The organism is Nocardiopsis sp. NPDC058789 (assembly GCF_042745575.1).
Lineage (GTDB): Bacteria > Actinomycetota > Actinomycetes > Streptosporangiales > Streptosporangiaceae > Nocardiopsis > Nocardiopsis eucommiae.
Genome location: NZ_JBHYOW010000008.1, coordinates 1 through 15,784, shown reverse-complemented (window position 1 = coordinate 15,784; position 15,784 = coordinate 1). Strand labels below are relative to the sequence as shown.

The 15,784-nt window shown below is 72.7% G+C and carries 10 protein-coding genes; 3 read left to right on the top strand and 7 right to left on the bottom strand.

All coding sequences use genetic code 11. The features are described from left to right. Positions 1-74: 74 nt before the first annotated feature. Genes ACFW3L_RS13275 through ACFW3L_RS13265 form a run of 3 tightly spaced genes read right to left on the bottom strand, consistent with a single transcriptional unit; the run spans position 75 to position 7,272 of the window. Positions 75-4,256: a TIGR02680 family protein gene (locus ACFW3L_RS13275; RefSeq protein WP_378739804.1), complete on the bottom strand. Its 4,182-nt coding sequence runs from the start codon at positions 4,254-4,256 to the stop codon at positions 75-77. Beyond that, positions 4,253-5,701 (bottom strand): DUF2398 family protein, encoded by a 1,449-nt coding sequence (locus ACFW3L_RS13270; protein ID WP_378739802.1) that lies wholly within the window; start codon positions 5,699-5,701, stop codon positions 4,253-4,255. The genes ACFW3L_RS13275 and ACFW3L_RS13270 overlap by 4 nt, the downstream gene beginning before the upstream one ends. Continuing rightward, positions 5,698-7,272 (bottom strand): TIGR02677 family protein, encoded by a 1,575-nt coding sequence (locus ACFW3L_RS13265; RefSeq protein WP_378739800.1) that lies wholly within the window; start codon positions 7,270-7,272, stop codon positions 5,698-5,700. The genes ACFW3L_RS13270 and ACFW3L_RS13265 overlap by 4 nt, the downstream gene beginning before the upstream one ends. 204 nt (positions 7,273-7,476) lie before the next feature. Between ACFW3L_RS13265 and ACFW3L_RS13260 the strand changes: the two genes are divergently transcribed. Continuing rightward, positions 7,477-8,088 carry a restriction endonuclease gene (locus ACFW3L_RS13260; RefSeq protein WP_378740471.1) on the top strand — a complete coding sequence of 204 codons (612 nt, stop codon included), beginning with the start codon at positions 7,477-7,479 and terminating at the stop codon, positions 8,086-8,088. Between the two features lie 227 nt (positions 8,089-8,315). Here the strand turns inward: ACFW3L_RS13260 and ACFW3L_RS13255 are convergent, their stop codons facing one another. From ACFW3L_RS13255 to ACFW3L_RS13240, 4 genes are read right to left on the bottom strand one after another with little or no spacing between them, the layout of a single operon-like run. Further along, a complete protein-coding gene (locus tag ACFW3L_RS13255) occupies positions 8,316-9,227 on the bottom strand; it encodes a carbohydrate ABC transporter permease (RefSeq protein ID WP_378739798.1) in 912 nt (303 codons plus the stop codon). Further along, the gene (locus ACFW3L_RS13250) at positions 9,224-10,600 is read right to left on the bottom strand and encodes an ABC transporter permease subunit (RefSeq protein WP_378739796.1); all 1,377 of its coding nucleotides are present in this window, start codon (positions 10,598-10,600) and stop codon (positions 9,224-9,226) included. The genes ACFW3L_RS13255 and ACFW3L_RS13250 overlap by 4 nt, the downstream gene beginning before the upstream one ends. 15 nt (positions 10,601-10,615) lie before the next feature. After that, entirely contained in the window at positions 10,616-11,947 is a 1,332-nt protein-coding gene (locus ACFW3L_RS13245) for an ABC transporter substrate-binding protein (RefSeq protein WP_378739794.1), read from the bottom strand. Between the two features lie 12 nt (positions 11,948-11,959). Then, entirely contained in the window at positions 11,960-13,156 is a 1,197-nt protein-coding gene (locus tag ACFW3L_RS13240) for an ABC transporter ATP-binding protein (protein WP_378739792.1), read from the bottom strand. A gap of 257 nt (positions 13,157-13,413) precedes the next feature. Here ACFW3L_RS13240 and ACFW3L_RS13235 point away from each other — a divergent pair, with 257 nt between their 5' ends. Continuing rightward, complete coding sequence (locus tag ACFW3L_RS13235; RefSeq protein WP_378739790.1) at positions 13,414-14,109, top strand: response regulator transcription factor; 696 nt, start codon at positions 13,414-13,416, stop codon at positions 14,107-14,109. Continuing rightward, a complete protein-coding gene (locus tag ACFW3L_RS13230) occupies positions 14,106-15,500 on the top strand; it encodes an ATP-binding protein (RefSeq protein WP_378739788.1) in 1,395 nt (464 codons plus the stop codon). Before ACFW3L_RS13235 ends, ACFW3L_RS13230 begins: the two co-directional genes overlap by 4 nt. Positions 15,501-15,784: the final 284 nt, after the last annotated feature.

Here is a 15,784-nt window from a genome sequence, read left to right as displayed (position 1 = left end):
CCCCCGGGCTGCCCGATTTGTCCACCGGGGGTCACCGGGCCCTCAGGTCCCCCAGTGGAGGGCCTCGTGCGCGCTCACGCCGTCTCCTCCAGGAGGGTGCCCTCGGTGGACTGCGGCACGTAGCGGGTGGGGGTGATGCCGAGGAGTTCGGCGGCGAGCTCCTCGTTCCCGGCGAAGCCGGCGTCCGCGTCCAGAATCTGTTCCCCGTCCCAGAGCATGAGAAAGGCCGAGACCGTGCTGATGGCCTTGTCGTGGTGCATGTCGTAGTGCGCGGCCATGGGCACGGTGTCGTAGTGGACCCACAGGTCGTGGCCGGTCATGAACATGTCCAGGTCGAAGGTGACGGTCAGGCCCATGAGTTCGGGCTTGTAGCGGTCGTCGATGCCCGCGAAGGCCTCGTCCAGGGCGACCACCCGGGGGCAGGTGGGCGCCGCCGACGAGTACAGGGCGTTGGCCGCCGCGAACAGGGGCAGGTGGATGGCGGCGGACTTCTCGCCGCCGGACATCTGCTCGTGCTTGTTCTTGGTGAGGGTGACCTCGTCCTTGCCGGGCTCGGCCAGGCGCAGCTCGAACCGGTACCAGTCGCGGTAGTCCAGGACCGCCGCCAGGACCTGCTTGTGGCTGGCCCGGGGATGGGTGGCGTGGTAGTCGCGGATCATGCGCCGCAGCACGGAACGGAGCTCCCCCAGGCCTCGCGGGCCGAGTCCGGCGCCGTCGCGCCGCACGAGCTCGGTGGCCAGCCGCTGCGGCTCGGAGAGGCCGTCCGACCGCGACCACCGGATGCCCACCCGCGTTCCCGAGGACATCGGCCGGGCGCGGGTGTCGCGGTCCATGGCGCGGACGAGCTGCTTGGCGGCGCGGACCCGGTCGTGGACCTGCTGCGCGATCCCGCCGAGGAGTTCGTCCTCCAGGACACCCTGTTCCTCCTCCCGCAGGAGGGCGCCCTGTTCCTCGACGCGTTCGGCCACGGAGCGGGCGAAGGAGGAGACGGGGTTGCGGCCGTTCTCGTCGTTGACGTGCACGGTGACCAGGCCGTTGGGGCCCACCTCGTGGTCCACCCGGTAGCCCTCGGCGTCGCCCCCGAGAGCCTCCTGGAAGGTGCGCAGGGCCTGGGACATGCGGTTGCCGACGGTGCGCAGCTCGGTGTCCCCCACGTCCTTGCCGCCGACAGCTTCGGTGAAGGCGTCGAGCAGGGTGGGGGCCGCGCCGGGCAGGACCTCGCGGACGGTGGTGGCCTCGCCGCCGAGGAGGCGGCGTGCGGCCTCCTCCGGGTCGGGCCACCGGTCGGGCGGGGGCCAGGTGCCGGTGGCCTGGACTCCGACGATCGCGCGCACGGCGGGCTGGGTGAGCCCGGAGAAGGCGGCCGCGTGCTCGAAGAGGGCGGTGAGTGCCTGGGCGAGGGCCCCTCGACCGCTGTCGCGGAGGGTCTCGGAGCGCACGGCCGCGTCGTGTTCGCGCGAGGCCTCCCCCTCGGCCTCGTCCCTGCGGGTCCGGGCCTCGCGGAGCTCCTCCTGGGCCCGCTCCAACTGTGCGAGGAGTTCCCGTGCCGGGGCGTCGACGGAGGCCTCCAGGGTGGCCAGTTCCTCGGCCTCGCGCTGGTGGTCGGCACGGCTCCGGTCGAGCTCGACGCGGTCGCCCTCGAGTGCCTCGGTCAGCCGCGTGACCGTGTCCTGGCGCCCGGTGAGGTCGCGCTCGTACTCGGTGATGTCGGCGCGGGTGGCGTGCAGCTTCCGCGCGGTGTCCTGGAAGGTCTCCGCCGCGAGGGCGACCGCTTCGACGTCCTCCCGGCGGGTGGGCATGACGCGTTCGGCGGCCACGGCGCGGACCTGTCGGCGCTCGGCGTCGACCTGGGCGACGGCGGCGTCGAGGTCGCGCCGGGCCTCCGCACGGGCGGCGCGGACCGAGGACAGGAGGGTGGAGTGGTGTTCGACGGCGCGCAGGGCCCGGACCACCCCGGCGGCGTCGGGCAGGTCCGCGCGGGCGCGGTCGAAGTCCTTGAGCCGTGCGTGGGCGCGGGCGAGCCGTTCACCGAGTTCAGTGTGACGGGTGGACAGCTCCGCGACACGGGCGTCGTGGGCGGCCAGGCGTTCACGGCGGCGCTGGGCCCGGTTGGTCGCCCCGATGAACTCGGCGGCGGGCTTGGGATGGGCGCCGGCGAGCGGCCCCAGCCGGTAGCGGGCCCCGGTGTCCACCCCGGTGTCACCGGGCAGGTCCCCGTCTCCGAACGGGATCGACGCGAGGAGACGGGTGATGGTGTCCTTAGGAACGTGGTCCTGGGTCTCGGGCACGAGGACGTCGGCCAGGGTCGTCCCCGTGGTCCCGGCGCCGGGGAGCAGGTAGGCGTCGGCCTCGCCCCGGTCCAGGGCCTGTCGGGTGAGGTCGGGGTCGGGGTGGATCCAGGCGGTGAGCAGCCCGGCGGCGTGCAGGGCGCCCTCGACGGCCGCGCCGTGGTCGTCGGAGAGGTGGTCGGCGAAGCGGACCAGCTGCCAGAGCGGCGCGCCGGGGCGCTCGTCGCGGGGGGCGGGGCGCAGGGGGTCGGCGGGTGGCGCGTCGTCGCGTTCGGCGGCGATGTGGTCGCGTTCGCGGCGGACGGAGGCCAGTTCCTCGCCCAGGGCGGCCTGCTCGGACTCCAGGGTGGTGGCCCGGGTGGCGGCCTGGAGCTGCTGGTCGTGGAGGTGCTCGTTGAACACCTGCGCGAGGGTGGGGGTGTCCGCCTCCCCGTAGCGCGCCACGGTGTCCCGCAGGGCCGCCAGGGTGTCCGGTCCGGCGAGCTCCCACCGCGCGGACCACGCGTCCAGGGCCTCGGTGGTGGTGCGGCGGAGCCCGGCGAGCTCCTCCTCGGCCCCGGCGCACGCCTCCTCCTGCCCGGTGAGGGCGTCCTCGGCCCTGGCGGCGGCGGTCTCGGCACGTTGGCGTCCGTCCTCGGCACGGTCCTGGGCGGTGAGCCGTTCGCGGACGGCACGCACGTCGTCGAGCCGGGCGCTGGCCCTGGCCCGAGCGGTCTCGGGCAGGTCGTCGCCGGTGTCCGCCTCCCCCTCCGCGTCGTGGACGATCCCGGACCGCTCGGCGGCGGCGAGGAGTTCGGTGCGCAGCTCCTCGGCGCGGGCGCGCTCGTGCCCGACCCGTTCCGCGACCCGGGCGGCCTCGCCGGTCAGGTGGGAGATCTCCTCCTCCTGGGCCCGCACGCGCGCCTGGCCGGTCTCGATCCGCCGGGCGAGCCCGTCGTTGCCCTTCCTCCTGACCTGGAGGGCCTGCTGGTCCTGGAGGGTCTCGTGCTGGCGCAGGGCCGTGCACTGGGCGTCCAGACGCCGGGCCTCCCCGGAGTGCTCGGCGGCGCGCTCGCGGGCGCGGTCCCGCGCCTCGGTGGCGCGGTCGAGTTCGACGGCCGCCTCGGCGACGGTCCGCGCGTGGGTGTCGGCCTGCTCGGTGGCGGCGGCGACCCTGGACAGGCGGTGGCGGGCGTTGGCGGTCAGGTAGTCGGCGTAGACACCGGTGAAGGTCCGGGCGGCCTCGTGGGCGGCGGTGGCGCTGGCGAAGCGGCGCTGGACAGCGGCGAGGTTGGCGAAGTCCCGGGCGGCCTGGTCCACGAGGGCGTCGTCCAGGGGGCTGAGTCCGCCGGTGAGGGTGTGCGAGACCTTCTCCGGGTCCAGGTCCTTGGCCAGCAGGGGGCGGCGCAGGGCGAGCAGGAGGTCCAGGAGCTGGACGTACCGCTCCCCCAGCCCGAACAGGCGCGCGTCGACGGCCCGGCGGTAGTCGGCGGCGGTGGCGTGGTGGGCGTCCTCGCCCAGGGCGGCCTTGAGCTGGCGTTCGGTGAGCGGGCGCCCGTCCGTGGAGAGCAGCCCGAAGTCCACGCCGAGGCGCTGGTCGGTGACGAAGAAGGAGGGGTTGACCCCGTCGCGGTGGCGGTGCGCGCGCATGCCGATGACCAGGGTGACCGTCTCGGTTCCCGCGCCGTCGCCGTCGGCGGCGCGGGCGAACTCCATCCACACGTACCCGTGGGCGGACTCGTCCCCCCGGTAGAGGAGGTTCGACTTCATGGTGCGGTTCTGGCCGCTGAACGGGTCGAGCCTGCGGGCGTCCGTGTAGCCGTCCAGGACGAAGGGGAACAGCACCTCCAGCGCCTTCGTCTTGCCCGACCCGTTGTGGCCGCGCAGGACGAGGCGGCCGTCCGCGAAGGCGAACTCCTCGTCGACGTAGTCCCAGACGTTGACGACTCCGGCCCGGCTGGGCCGGAAGCGGTCGCTCCTGCGGGTCATGGCGCGGTTTCCTCGGTTCCAGTCTCGGGCGGTACGGGGTGTGCGTCGTCGGGGTCGGTCTGAGGCGGTTCGTCAGCGGACTCGTCGGCCGGTTCGAGGGGGCCGAACGGCAGCAGCCCGGTGTCGGGGCGTTCGGGCAGGGCGCCCCGGATGTTGCGGTACCGCAGGGCGGCGGGAGTGACCAGGACACCGCCCGAAAGCGGCCGGACCAGGTCGAGGTCGGTGAGCAGGGCCAGGGCGGCGTCGAGCAGGCCGTGCGGGTCCTGCTGCCAGGAGGCGGTGAAGGAGGCGGCACCGAACTCCTCGAAGAGGTCCGCGACCATGTCCTCCATGCGTTCGCGTTCCACCAGCGGCAGCGAGGCGGGCTCGCCCACCGTCGGGGGCTGCTCCGTCTCGGCCCAGGCCAGCTCGCTGACCACGCCCTCCCGGGGGACCCCCGCGTCGATCCGGGCGACCAGTTCGGGGTGCTCGTGGACCGGTCCGGGCGCGGACAGGCGGGCCAGGGCCGCCCAGGACTCCTCGAAGTGGGTGGCGATCTGGGCCAGCAGCAGCCCGGCGGTGCGCGTGACGGCGCCGCCCCGCCCCGGGAAGGCGCGGTCGGTGAAGGCGCCCGAGGCGTCGGCCAGCAGGACCCCCTCGGCACGGCGTTCCAGCTTGGTCCCGGTCAGACGGGCCACCTCCTCGGCGAGCCCCCTGCCGCGCAGGGCCGCCGCCACCTCCGGCTCCACGTCCGCGTAGTACACCACCGGGTACTCCAGCAGCAGGCGGCGGGCGCGCTGGGCTGCCCTTTCACGCGGGGCGTCCGGTCCGAGGGGGTCGCTGAGCAGGCCGGAGGCGCTGTTCAGGTGCTGGATGGGGCGCGTGGGTCGAAAGAGGACCTCACAGATCTCGTGGTCGATGTCGAAGAGCGCGTCGCCCTGGTCGCCCCCGCGCGCCCACGCCTCGACGGAGCCGTCGGACAGGTGCAGGGCGCCCCGGTCCAGGAGCCAGTGGGCGACGTCGACCAGCGCCGCCTTGTGGCTGGAGTCGGTGGGGTCGTAGCCGAGGCCCTCGATCTCGTTGGCCGAGGGAGTGAACCCCCGGACCAGGTCACCGAGGCTGATCTCCACCTGGGAGCGCTGGAAGGCGGCCAGAAGCAGGCAGAGGTAGGCGAGGCGTCGGCGGTCGAAGGGCCTGCCCCTGCGGGCGAACGCCTGGCGCTGGGTGGGGTCGAGCAGGTCGAGTTCGCGCACCAGGCGGACGTGGTCGGTGGTGGCGACGAGGGTGTACCCGAACAGGGCGCGCAGGTCCTCGGACATCTGGTCGGCCCAGTACAGGACCTGGTCGAGCACGCCGGGGCGCGGCCGGGACGCCGTGATGACGTCGCAGGTGAGGACCCTGCGCACGGCCTGCTGGTAGGAGCCCAGGTCCACGGTCTCGACGCGGGGCCGGGAGTGCCGGGTCATCGGTTCCCCTTCCGAGCGGTCGTCCGGGCGGCGCGGGGAGCCAGTTCCACGCGGAAGCCGGGGAGGTGGATCCGGCCCTGGGAGGTGCGCACGGTGCTGCCCCGTTCGTCGCGGACGAGCCTGATGAGGGTGCCCGCGTCGTCGGCGGTGGCGGACTTCAGCAGGCCGACGACCGCCGGGGAGGTGTCCCGCCTCGTGTACGACACCGACCGTGACTCCAGTGCTTTGGTGACCAGCCGCAGCAGCACCTTGGTGTCGCTGTCGTCGAGGACGCGCTGGTGGGCGCCCTCGCTGACCAGACGCGCGGCGGAGGCGCGTTCGGCCTCGCGGCCCTCGGTCTGGCGGCGGCGCAGCTCGGAGCGGGCCCCGGTGTCCCTGCGGACCGGCTTGGGGACGCCGTGGTTGGGTGAGCGGTCGCTGCGGAACAGCGTCACCGACACCTCCACCCCTGCGGCGTCGTGCCAGGAGTCGGTGGGCGCGAACTCGTCACCGTCCTCGTGGGCCACGCCGAGGTGCCGGGCGGAGCGGCTGTTGAACGCGGCGCCCAAGAGCGCGTGCGCGGCCCCGTCGTCGGGGGTGTCGAACACCCACGCTGCCAGGTGCCGCAGCTGCGTGGAGCGGTTGACACCGCCGCGCTGGGCCTCGGTGATCTGCCGCAGGAGGGCGACGACCCCGGAGACAGCGGTGCGGGTGGCCTGGCCGAGTTCGGCGGCGCGGGTGGGCGCCCCGCTCTCGGAGGCGAACCAGGCGCGCACGGCCCACCAGCGGCGGGACCAGTCCTCCAGGCGCTCGGTGCGATCCATGAAGAGGCGTTCGTCGGCCTCGGCGGCGCGGGAGAGCAGGGTGGACAGGCCGGTGGCCTCGACCTCGTGGACGGCGCGGTCCAGGCGGGGCAGGTAGCGGTCGAGCTCCGCCATGAAGTCGGACATGTGGACGAGCAGGGCGTTCTTGTGGCGCAGGAACACCTCGGAGGAGGCCTCGGTGGAGCGCAGGATCTCCCCGAGGGTCACGTGGAACTGGGCGGAGCGCCGACCCATGTCCTCCATCACCGCGTCCAGGCGGGACAGGCGGCGGTAGACGTCCTCGACCCGGCCGGTGCGGTTGGCCTCCGCCAGTGCTCCGAGGTCCTCCAGGACGTCGGAGAAGACCAGGCGGGAGAGGTTGACGTCCTCCACCCGGGCGCCGAGGAGGTTCTCGACGGCGTGGTAGGCGCGGTACCCGAGTTCGCTGAACTGGTAGACGGACTGCCGGTTGCGGTAGCTGGCCAGGGTGCCCGCGCGGGAGGCGTCGTCGAAGCGGTGCAGCACGCCGTCCGTGGCGAGTTCGTCGAGCCGGTGGCGCAGCCCCTGGGCGGGGACCTCAGGGGCCTCGGCGTGGTTCGCGGCGAGTTCGCGCAGGGTGGACTCGACCTCGTCCGCGCCGACCTGCACCTGGTGGACCTCGCGCAGGCGGTCCACCGAGCGCAGGACCCACAGGTAGGTGACGTGGTCGTCGCGGCGGGTGAAGTTGAACAGCCGGAAGCGGTCACTGACCGCGAGCGCGTCCAGATCCAGAGCCCTGCGCTCGGCCACCGCCGCACCCCCGTGTTCTCGTGGCCGGTCCCGCACCCCCGTGTGCGAAACCGCGACGGGGCCATTGTCGCAGCGACCGGGGACGGCCCGGGACCGGGCCGTCGGCCGCCGACGGCCGGGCGGGGTCACCGCGTGGAGGAGGGTCGTCACCCCGTGCGATGATGTGCCCCGTTGTGTCCCCCACCCCCAGGGAGAAGCGTGAGTGTGCGACAGCGTCGGCGCGGGCGGCGATGGGCGCGGAGTCTGCGGGGTTCGCTGCCACTGGCTCTGCTGGCGCTCCTCCTGGCCCTGGGGTGGGTGTTCGACAACGCCGACAGCCCGGGGCTGTGGCTCGCCGGGGGCCTGGTGGTCGTGGTCGCCACGGCCGCGCTGGGCTGGTGGGCGTGGTCGCGGGCCCGGCTGGCCCGGGAACGGTGGATCGTCGCGCGGACGGGGATCGCGGCGATCGACACGATGACGGGGACGGAGTTCGAGCACCACGTGGCGCTGCTGCTGCGCACCCGCGGCTACACCCGGGTCTCGGTGGTCGGTGGCGCCTCGGACGGGGGCGTCGACCTGCGGGCGCAGACACCGGACGGCAGGCCCCTGGCCGTGCAGTGCAAGCGCTGGCGCAGGCCGGTGCCGCCCAACGAGGTACGGGCCTTCCTCGGGGCGCTCGCGGGAGGGCACCAGGGCTACCTGGGGATGTTCGTGGCCTCGAACGGTTTCACCCGGGAGGCCGTCCGGGAGGCCGGTGCGGGGATGGTCCTGGTGGACCGGCACGCCCTGGGACTGTGGATGGCCGGCGAGCGCGCCCCGGAGCTGCCGCACCGCTGACCCGCCCCGGACCAGCACGTCGAGGCGGCCCGTGTCCCCGAGAACCCGTGGGACGCACCCCGTGGAAGCGGCCCGCGTCGCCCCCCGGGTATCGCGGGGGTTCACTGTGCACCCCTGTCACCGTGGACACGAAGGTCACCGTGGACACGAAGGGCCCCGCGGTGGGAGTGGTGCCGCGGGGCCCGGCGCCACCGAGGGCGCCATCGTGGGTGGATCGTGGAGCGGGTCTACTTGCCGGAGCCCGCGAACACCCCCTGGATGAAGTGGCGCTGGAAGGCGAAGAAGACCAGCAGCGGCACCAGCATGGACAGGAAGGCCCCCGAGGCCAGCACGTCGATGTTGGTGCCGAACTGGCGCAGCTGCGAGCGCAGTGCCACGGTCAGCGGGGCCGAGTCCGGGTTGGTGAACACCAGTGCCACGAGCATGTCGTTCCACACCCACAGGAACTGGAAGACCGCGAGCGAGGCCAGCGCGGGGCGGGCCACCGGGAGCACCACCTTGCGGAAGATCCGCCACTCGCTGGCGCCGTCCATCCGCGCCGCCTCCAGCAGGTCGCGCGGGATGTTCACGAAGAAGTTGCGCAGCAGGAACACCGCGAACGGCAGACCGAAGGCCACGTGGAACAGGACCGCGCCGAGGATGGACCCGAAGATGCCCAGGGCGCCGTACAGCTGCGAGATGGGGATCAGGGCCGCCTGGATCGGCAGCACCAGCAGGCCGACCACGGCCACCATGATCCAGTCGCGGCCGGGGAAGTCCATCCACACCAGCGCGTACGCCGCCAGCGCCCCGATGCCCACGACCAGCAGGGTCGAGGGGACCGCGATGTAGACGGTGTTGAAGAACGACTGCACGAGGACGTCGTTGTCGACCAGCGACCGGTAGTTGTCCAGCGTGAGCTCGGTGGGCTTGAGCAGCGCCGTCCACCAGCCGCTGTTGGTGTTGTCGGCCTCCGACCGCAGCGACACCAGGAGCAGGCCGATGACCGGCACCATCCAGAACAGGGCGACCAGGGTCAACGCGACCTGGAGGGTGCCCGAGCCCAGCTTGGAGACGATCCGGGACGCCAGTCCCCGGCGCGGGGCACCGGACACCGACACCTCGACGACGGAGGGCGACTTCTGGGGCGTGGCGGTCACGAGCGCTCCCGTCGGAAACGGCGGATGTTGAAGTACATGATCGGCAGGACCAGGACCAGCAGGAGGACCACGAGGGCGCTGCCCAGTCCCTGGTTGCCGCCCGCGCCGAAGGACACCTGCCACATCTGGAGGGCGATCACGCTGGCGTCGGCCTGGACCGATCCCGGAGCGATCACGAACACGAGGTCGAAGATCTTCAGGACGTTGATCATCAGCGTCACGAACACCACGAGCAGCAGCGGACCCAGAAGCGGGATGGTGATCTTGCGGAACACCTGCCACTCGGTGGCGCCGTCCACGCGGGCCGCCTCCAGGGCGTCCCTGGGGATGGCGGACAGCCCGGCGGCGATGAACGTGATCGCGAAGCCGGTCATGATCCACACCCACGAGGAGATGATCACGGGGGTCACCAGGGCCGGGCCGAGCCAGGTCAGCCCGCGGAAGGACTCCGTGAAGTTGTCCGCCGCGAGATGGATCTCGTACTCCCCCGGCTCCAGTCCGGTGAGGGTGAAGCGGCCGTCGTCGCCGGAGGTGGCGCTGGCCACCACCTGCCCGTCCCGGAGCGCGTCGACCATCATGCGGGGCAGGCCGTTCTCACCGTCGTCGATGGTCCCGGCGTCGCCGCCGAGGGCCACGTCCAGCCACACCACGCCCTCGATGGTGTCCCCGGAGGGCTCGGGAGCGGTGGCCGGGGCCGCCTGCTCGGGGATCTCCCCCGGTCGGACACCGACCAGCGGCAGGGCCACGGTGTCACCCGGCGCGTAAGCCCGGGTGGTGGTGAACCCGCCCAGCGAGGGGTCCGCGTCCAGTTCCTCGCCACGCGGCCGGGCCCCGGGGTACTCCGAGGGCGAGGCGAACGCGTCGTGCACGGTCACCACGGCGGCGTTCACCACGCCGCGGTCGGGGTTCTCGTCGTAGACCAGCCGGAAGATGATGCCGGAGGCGAACAGGGAGATCGCCATGGGCATGAACAGCAGGATCCGGAAGGCCGTGGCCCAGCGGACGCGCTCGGTGAGCACCGCGAAGACCAGGCCCAGCCCGGTGACCAGGGCGGGGGCGACCAGGACCCAGATACCGGTGTTGCGGATCGCGGTCAGGGTGCGGTCGTCGGTGAACATCCGGGCGTAGTTGTCGAGACCGACGAACTGCGATCCGGAGGCGTCGAAGAAGCTGCGCACCACGGAGTAGACGGCCGGGTAGGCCAGGAAGACCCCGAGGAAGAGCAGGGCGGGCAGCAGGAACAGGGTGGCCGGGCCGAACAGGCGCCGCCATCCCGGGCGGCTGCCGTCGGGCGGCCCGCTGGACGGCTTCCCCGCCGGGGCCCCGTCCGTGCGGGCCGCGCCGTCGGCGGCCCCGGTGTCGTTGGAGGTCATGTTCGCGGGCTCCGTCTAGTTCCCGTGGGCGCGGGCGGCCTCGGCCTCGAGGCGCTCCATGGTGCCCTCGACGTCCGAGGGGTCGGCCAGGAAGTCCTGGAGGGTCTGCCACATGCCGTCTCCGACGGTGGCGCCGAACGCGGCGGGCTGGAGGTCGGAGAGGTCGAAGCGGACGCCATCACCCGCGTCGATGACCTGTTCCGCGACCTGGCCCAGGACCGGGTCGGCGTAGTCGTCGGCGGTCAGGTTCTTGTTCGGGGAGATGAACCCGCCGATGGACGCCCACTCGGCCGCGGCCTCCTCGGAGGCGAGGAAGCGCAGGAGCTCCATGGTGGCCTCGCTGTCGCTCATGGCGACGGCGGCGTCACCGGCCACGACCACGGCGTCGCCCTCACCGGCGATGCTGGGGAACGGGAAGATCTGGGCGGTCTCGCCCACCGTGGAGTTGGTGCTGGCGGAGACGACCCCGCCGATGAAGTCGGCGCCCACCACCATGGCGGCGTCGGGGTCGTCGCTGTAGACGTTCACGACGGAGGTGGGGAAGTCGGTCTGGAGGCTGCCGCTACTGCCGCCCAGCATCAGCTGCTCCTGGCCCCAGATCTCGGCCAGGGTCTCCAGGGCGACCTCGACGGTCGGGTCGGTCCACGGGATCTCGTGCGAGGCGAGCTGGTCGTACTTCTCCGGTCCGGCGGTCTGGAGGTAGACGTTCTCGAACCAGTCGGTCAGGACCCAGCCGTCCGCTCCGGCGACGGACAGCGGGCTGATGCCGACGTCGGAGAGGTTCTCGGAGAGTTCGACGAACTCCTCCCAGTTCTCCGGGGGCACGGCGCCGGTCTCGGCGAACAGGTCGTCGTTGTACCAGACCAGGGACTTGTTGGCGACCTTGAGGTAGACGCCGTAGGGGGTGTCGTCGACCGAGCCGATGTCCGCCCAGGCCCCGGCCATGTTCTCGTCGAGGGTCTGGACGACGTCGTCGGTGAGCGGCACCAGGACGTCGTCGGCGGCGAAGTGCTCGATGAGTCCGGCCTGCGGGATGAGCGCGACGTCGGGCTCGTCCCCGCCCTGGATGCGGGTCTGGAGGACGGTCTGGAGGTCGTCACCGGCACCGCTGTAGGAGACGGTGGCGCCGGTCTGGTCCTCGAAGAGCGCGAGGACCTGCTCGAAGGCGACCTGCTCGTCACCGGCCCAGGGGCCGACGATCTCCAGGGTCTGGCCGTCGAGGTCGGCGCCGGAGGCCGAGGTGGAGCCCCCGCCGCAGGCGGTGGCGGCCAGGGTGAGGCCGAGCGCGGCGGCGGCCCCGCCGAGGACTCTGGTGCGGTGGGTGCGGTGGGACGTGGGGGCTGTCATGGGGGACGCTCCTCAGGAGTCGTGGATGGCGGTACCGGTGGCGGGGTCGAAGAACTGGAGTCGTTCGGTGTCGACGGCCACGGTGATGGTCTGGCCCTCGTACACGTGGGTGCGGGGGCTGAAGCGGCCGACGAGGACGACGCCGTCGTCGGTCGCGGGGAGGGTCTCGTCGGTCCCGGCGTCGCGGGCGAGTTCACGGGTGTCCTCGGTGACGACGGGTGCGGCGTCGAGGGGGAAGTGCACGAGGACGTCCGAGCCCATGGCCTCGACCAGGTCCGCGACCGAGGTGAGCGTGGCCCCCTCGGTGCCGCCGACGATCCCGGCGTCCTCCATGTCCTCGGGACGGACGCCCACGACGACCTTGGCCCCGGCGTAGCCGCGCAGGGCGGGACGCCGGTGCAGGAGGCTGTCGGGCAGGTCGAGGTGCTGGTCACCGATCCGGACCCGGAACCGGCCGTCGTCCTCGTGGAGTTCCACGCAGATCAGGTTCATGCCGGGCGAGCCGACGAACCCGGCGACGAACAGGTTGCGGGGGTGGTCGTACAGCTCCTGGGGCGGGCCGACCTGCTGGAGGACACCCCGCTTCATGACGGCCACCCGGTCGCCCAGGGTCATCGCCTCGGTCTGGTCGTGGGTGACGTAGACCGTGGTGACGCCCAGGTCGCGCTGGATGCGGGCGATCTGGGCGCGCATCTGCACGCGGAGCTTGGCGTCCAGGTTGGAGAGGGGTTCGTCCATCAGGAAGGCCCGGGGTTCGCGGACGATGGCCCGGCCCATCGCCACCCGCTGGCGCTGGCCGCCGGAGAGGTTTCCCGGCTTGCGGGTGAGGTGCTCCTCCAGTTCGAGGACGCGGGCGACCTCGCGGACGCGCCGGTCGATCTCGGCCTTGGGCACCTTGCGCAGGCGCAGCCCGAACGCGATGTTCTCGAAGATGTTCAGGTGCGGGTAGAGGGCGTAGGACTGGAACACCATCGCCACGTCCCGGTCTCGTGCGGGAACATCGTTGACCACTCGGTCACCGATGCGCACGGTGCCCTCGCTGATCGCCTCCAGCCCCGCGACCATCCGCAGCGCGGTGGTCTTGCCGCAGCCGGAGGGTCCGACCAGCACCAGGAACTCGCCGTCCTGGATGTCGAGGGAGAGGTCGTCGACCGCGCGGGTTCCGTCCGCGTAGACCTTGCCCAGGCCGTCGATCACGATTTCCGCCACGACACCTCCGTGGAACGGGCACACTGGTACCCGGTAGCTGGTCGGGCCGGTGGTCACGGGCCGCGCCGCTGTGACGCGCACCACCACCGGCGATGTGTGACGACAGTAGTGTCGCGGTCCCTAAGGAAGCCTTAACGCAGCGTCTCGTTCGACTTAAACCGCACCGGTCCCGCACCCGCCCGTCACAGCGGTGTTCCACCTGATCACGGGACGCAGCCGGACTCGTGTGAAGGTGCAACATTCGTTAACGTGTGCCCATGGCAACGGTCTTGCTGGTCGAGGACGACCAGATGGTGCGGGGCGCGCTGGTGCGCGCGCTGAGTGGTCTGGGGCACGTGGTGCTGCCCGTGGGCACCGCTCTGGACGCCCTGCGTGAGGCCGCCCGGCACGAACCCGACCTGGTCATCCTGGACCTGGGGCTCCCCGACCTGGACGGCGCGGCCGCGCTGCGGATGTTACGCGGTCACAGCGACGTGCCGGTGATCGTGGCGACGGCGCGCGGTGACGAGCAGTCGATAGTGCGCCTGCTCAACGACGGCGCCGACGACTACGTCGTCAAGCCCTTCTCCAGCACCCAGCTGGCCGCGCGGATGAACGCGCTGCTGCGCAGGTCCGGCCGGGCCTCGGCGGGCGCGGCCCACCCGGGCGAGCTGACCGTGGGCGAGTTGACGATCAGTCTGACACGGCGGCAGGCGTCGTTGGCGGGCACCCCCCTGGAGCTGTCGCGCCGTGAGTTCGACCTGCTGGCCTACCTGGCCGAGCACACGGGCCGCGTGGTGAGCCGCCGCGAACTCGTGGAGGCCGTCTGGCACCAGCACCCGTTCGTGGGCCACGACCAGACCATCGACGTGCACATGTCGTGGCTGCGCCGCAAGCTCGGTGAGAGCGCGAGTCAGCCCCGCTACCTGCACACGGTGCGGGGTGTGGGGCTGAAGCTGGTGGAACCGGTGTGAGGAGGCTGCTGGCCCGCGCCGTCATCCTCGCGACGGTCATGGTCGCGGTGGTGATGATCGGCGTGACCGGCGCGTGGGCGTGGTGGGAGGCGCGTGAACGCGCCGAGGAACAGATCTGGTCGCAGGTCGGGGCGGTGGCCTCGGTGGCCGAGGTGGACCCCGACCCCGCGCTGCTGCGGCGTGTGGTGGCCTCGACCTCCGCCGGGTCCCGGGGGCACCTGGCGGTGCACCTTCCCGACGGGACGACGGTCGGCGCCAGTCGCGCCGGAGTCACGGACGTGGCGGCGCTCCGGCGCTCCGGGGTCGGGAGCGGGGTGAGGAGCCCGGGGACAGCGGCAGAGGCGGGAGCGGGAGCGGGGGCCCGTGGTGTGGTGCCGGTCGAGGAGGGCACCGCCTACCTCCAGGTGGCCGGTGCGGAAGCGGGCGACGACGTGGCCGTGGTGGAGGTGTTCCAGCCCCGAGGGGAGGCCGTCCGTGGCCTGGGCCCGGTCCTGGGCGCTCTGGTGGGGATCGCGGTCCTGGGGGTGCTGGGCGCCGTGCTGGTCACCGACCGGTTGAGCCGACCGGCCCGGCGGGCCCTGCGAGCCCTGGCGGACACCGCCGTGGAGATCGGCGAGGGGCGCCTGAACGCCCGGATACGCGTACACGGCCCCCGTGACCTGGTGGTGCTCGGTGAGTCCATCAACGCCATCGGTGAGCGCGTGCAGGGGCTGCTGACGAAGGAACGGGAGATGGCCGCCGACGTCTCGCACCGGTTGCGCACCCCGCTGACCGCGCTGAGGTTGGACGCCGAACTCCTGCCCGGCCCGGAGGGCGAGCGGATCAGGGGCGCGATCGGCGCGCTGGAGCGGGACGTGGACGCCATCATCCGGGACGTGCGCCCGCACGAGCCGGACCCGGAGGTCGAGCGCGAGTGCGACCTGTCCGAGGCGGTGGTCGACCGCATGGGGTTCTGGTCGATGCTCGCCAACGACCAGGGCAGGGAGGTCACCCTGGAGCTGCCGGACACGCCGTGCCGGGTGGCGCTCTCCGCCCAGGAGTGCACGGCGGTGCTGGACTCGCTGGTGGGCAACGTCTTCCGGTACACCCCGGCGGACCGCCCGTTCGCCGTGGCGGTGGTGGCGCACGCGGGCTGGGTGACACTGCTCGTGGAGGACGCGGGGCCCGGGTTCGCGGATCCCACTGCGGCCCTGCGGCGGGGCACGAGCGGAGGCGGATCGACCGGGCTGGGCCTGGACATCGTCCGGCACGCGGTGGAGGCCACCGGCGGCACGGTTCACCTGGAGCGCGGCAGGTTGGGCGGTGCACGGGTGCGGGCGAGGTTCGCCCTGTGGGACGTTCCCCACGCGGCGGAACAACCCCGCGCCTGGCGCCTGAGGCGCTCGGGTTGATCGGAGTGGGAGATGAGGTTCCGGTGGTTGCCGTGAGCCGAGGGTTGTGAGGTAGGGGTTGGTGTAGCGGGAGCTCTACCGTTGTGATTGCTGGAGCGGGAGCACTCCCCAGCTCACAGCAACCACACACCCTCCCACCGTGACACAGCCCGTGGACCGCCCAACGGTGCCCTCCCCCGCCCTGCTCGTTCAGTGGTGGTCGAGGAGTTGGGCGCAGCGGATCAGGCCCAGGTGGGAGTAGGCCTGGGGGTGGTTGCCCAGAGCGCGTTCGGTGACCGGGTCGA

Bases quoted from the DNA above. Each gene is read 5' to 3' on its own strand.
- ACFW3L_RS13275 (WP_378739804.1), bottom strand. From the start codon at position 4,256: ATGACCCGCAGGAGCGACCGCTTCCGGCCCAGCCGGGCCGGAGTCGTC.
- ACFW3L_RS13270 (WP_378739802.1), bottom strand. From the start codon at position 5,701: ATGACCCGGCACTCCCGGCCCCGCGTCGAGACCGTGGACCTGGGCTCC.
- ACFW3L_RS13250 (WP_378739796.1), bottom strand. From the start codon at position 10,600: ATGACCTCCAACGACACCGGGGCCGCCGACGGCGCGGCCCGCACGGAC.
- ACFW3L_RS13245 (WP_378739794.1), bottom strand. From the start codon at position 11,947: ATGACAGCCCCCACGTCCCACCGCACCCACCGCACCAGAGTCCTCGGC.
- ACFW3L_RS13235 (WP_378739790.1), top strand. From the start codon at position 13,414: ATGGCAACGGTCTTGCTGGTCGAGGACGACCAGATGGTGCGGGGCGCG.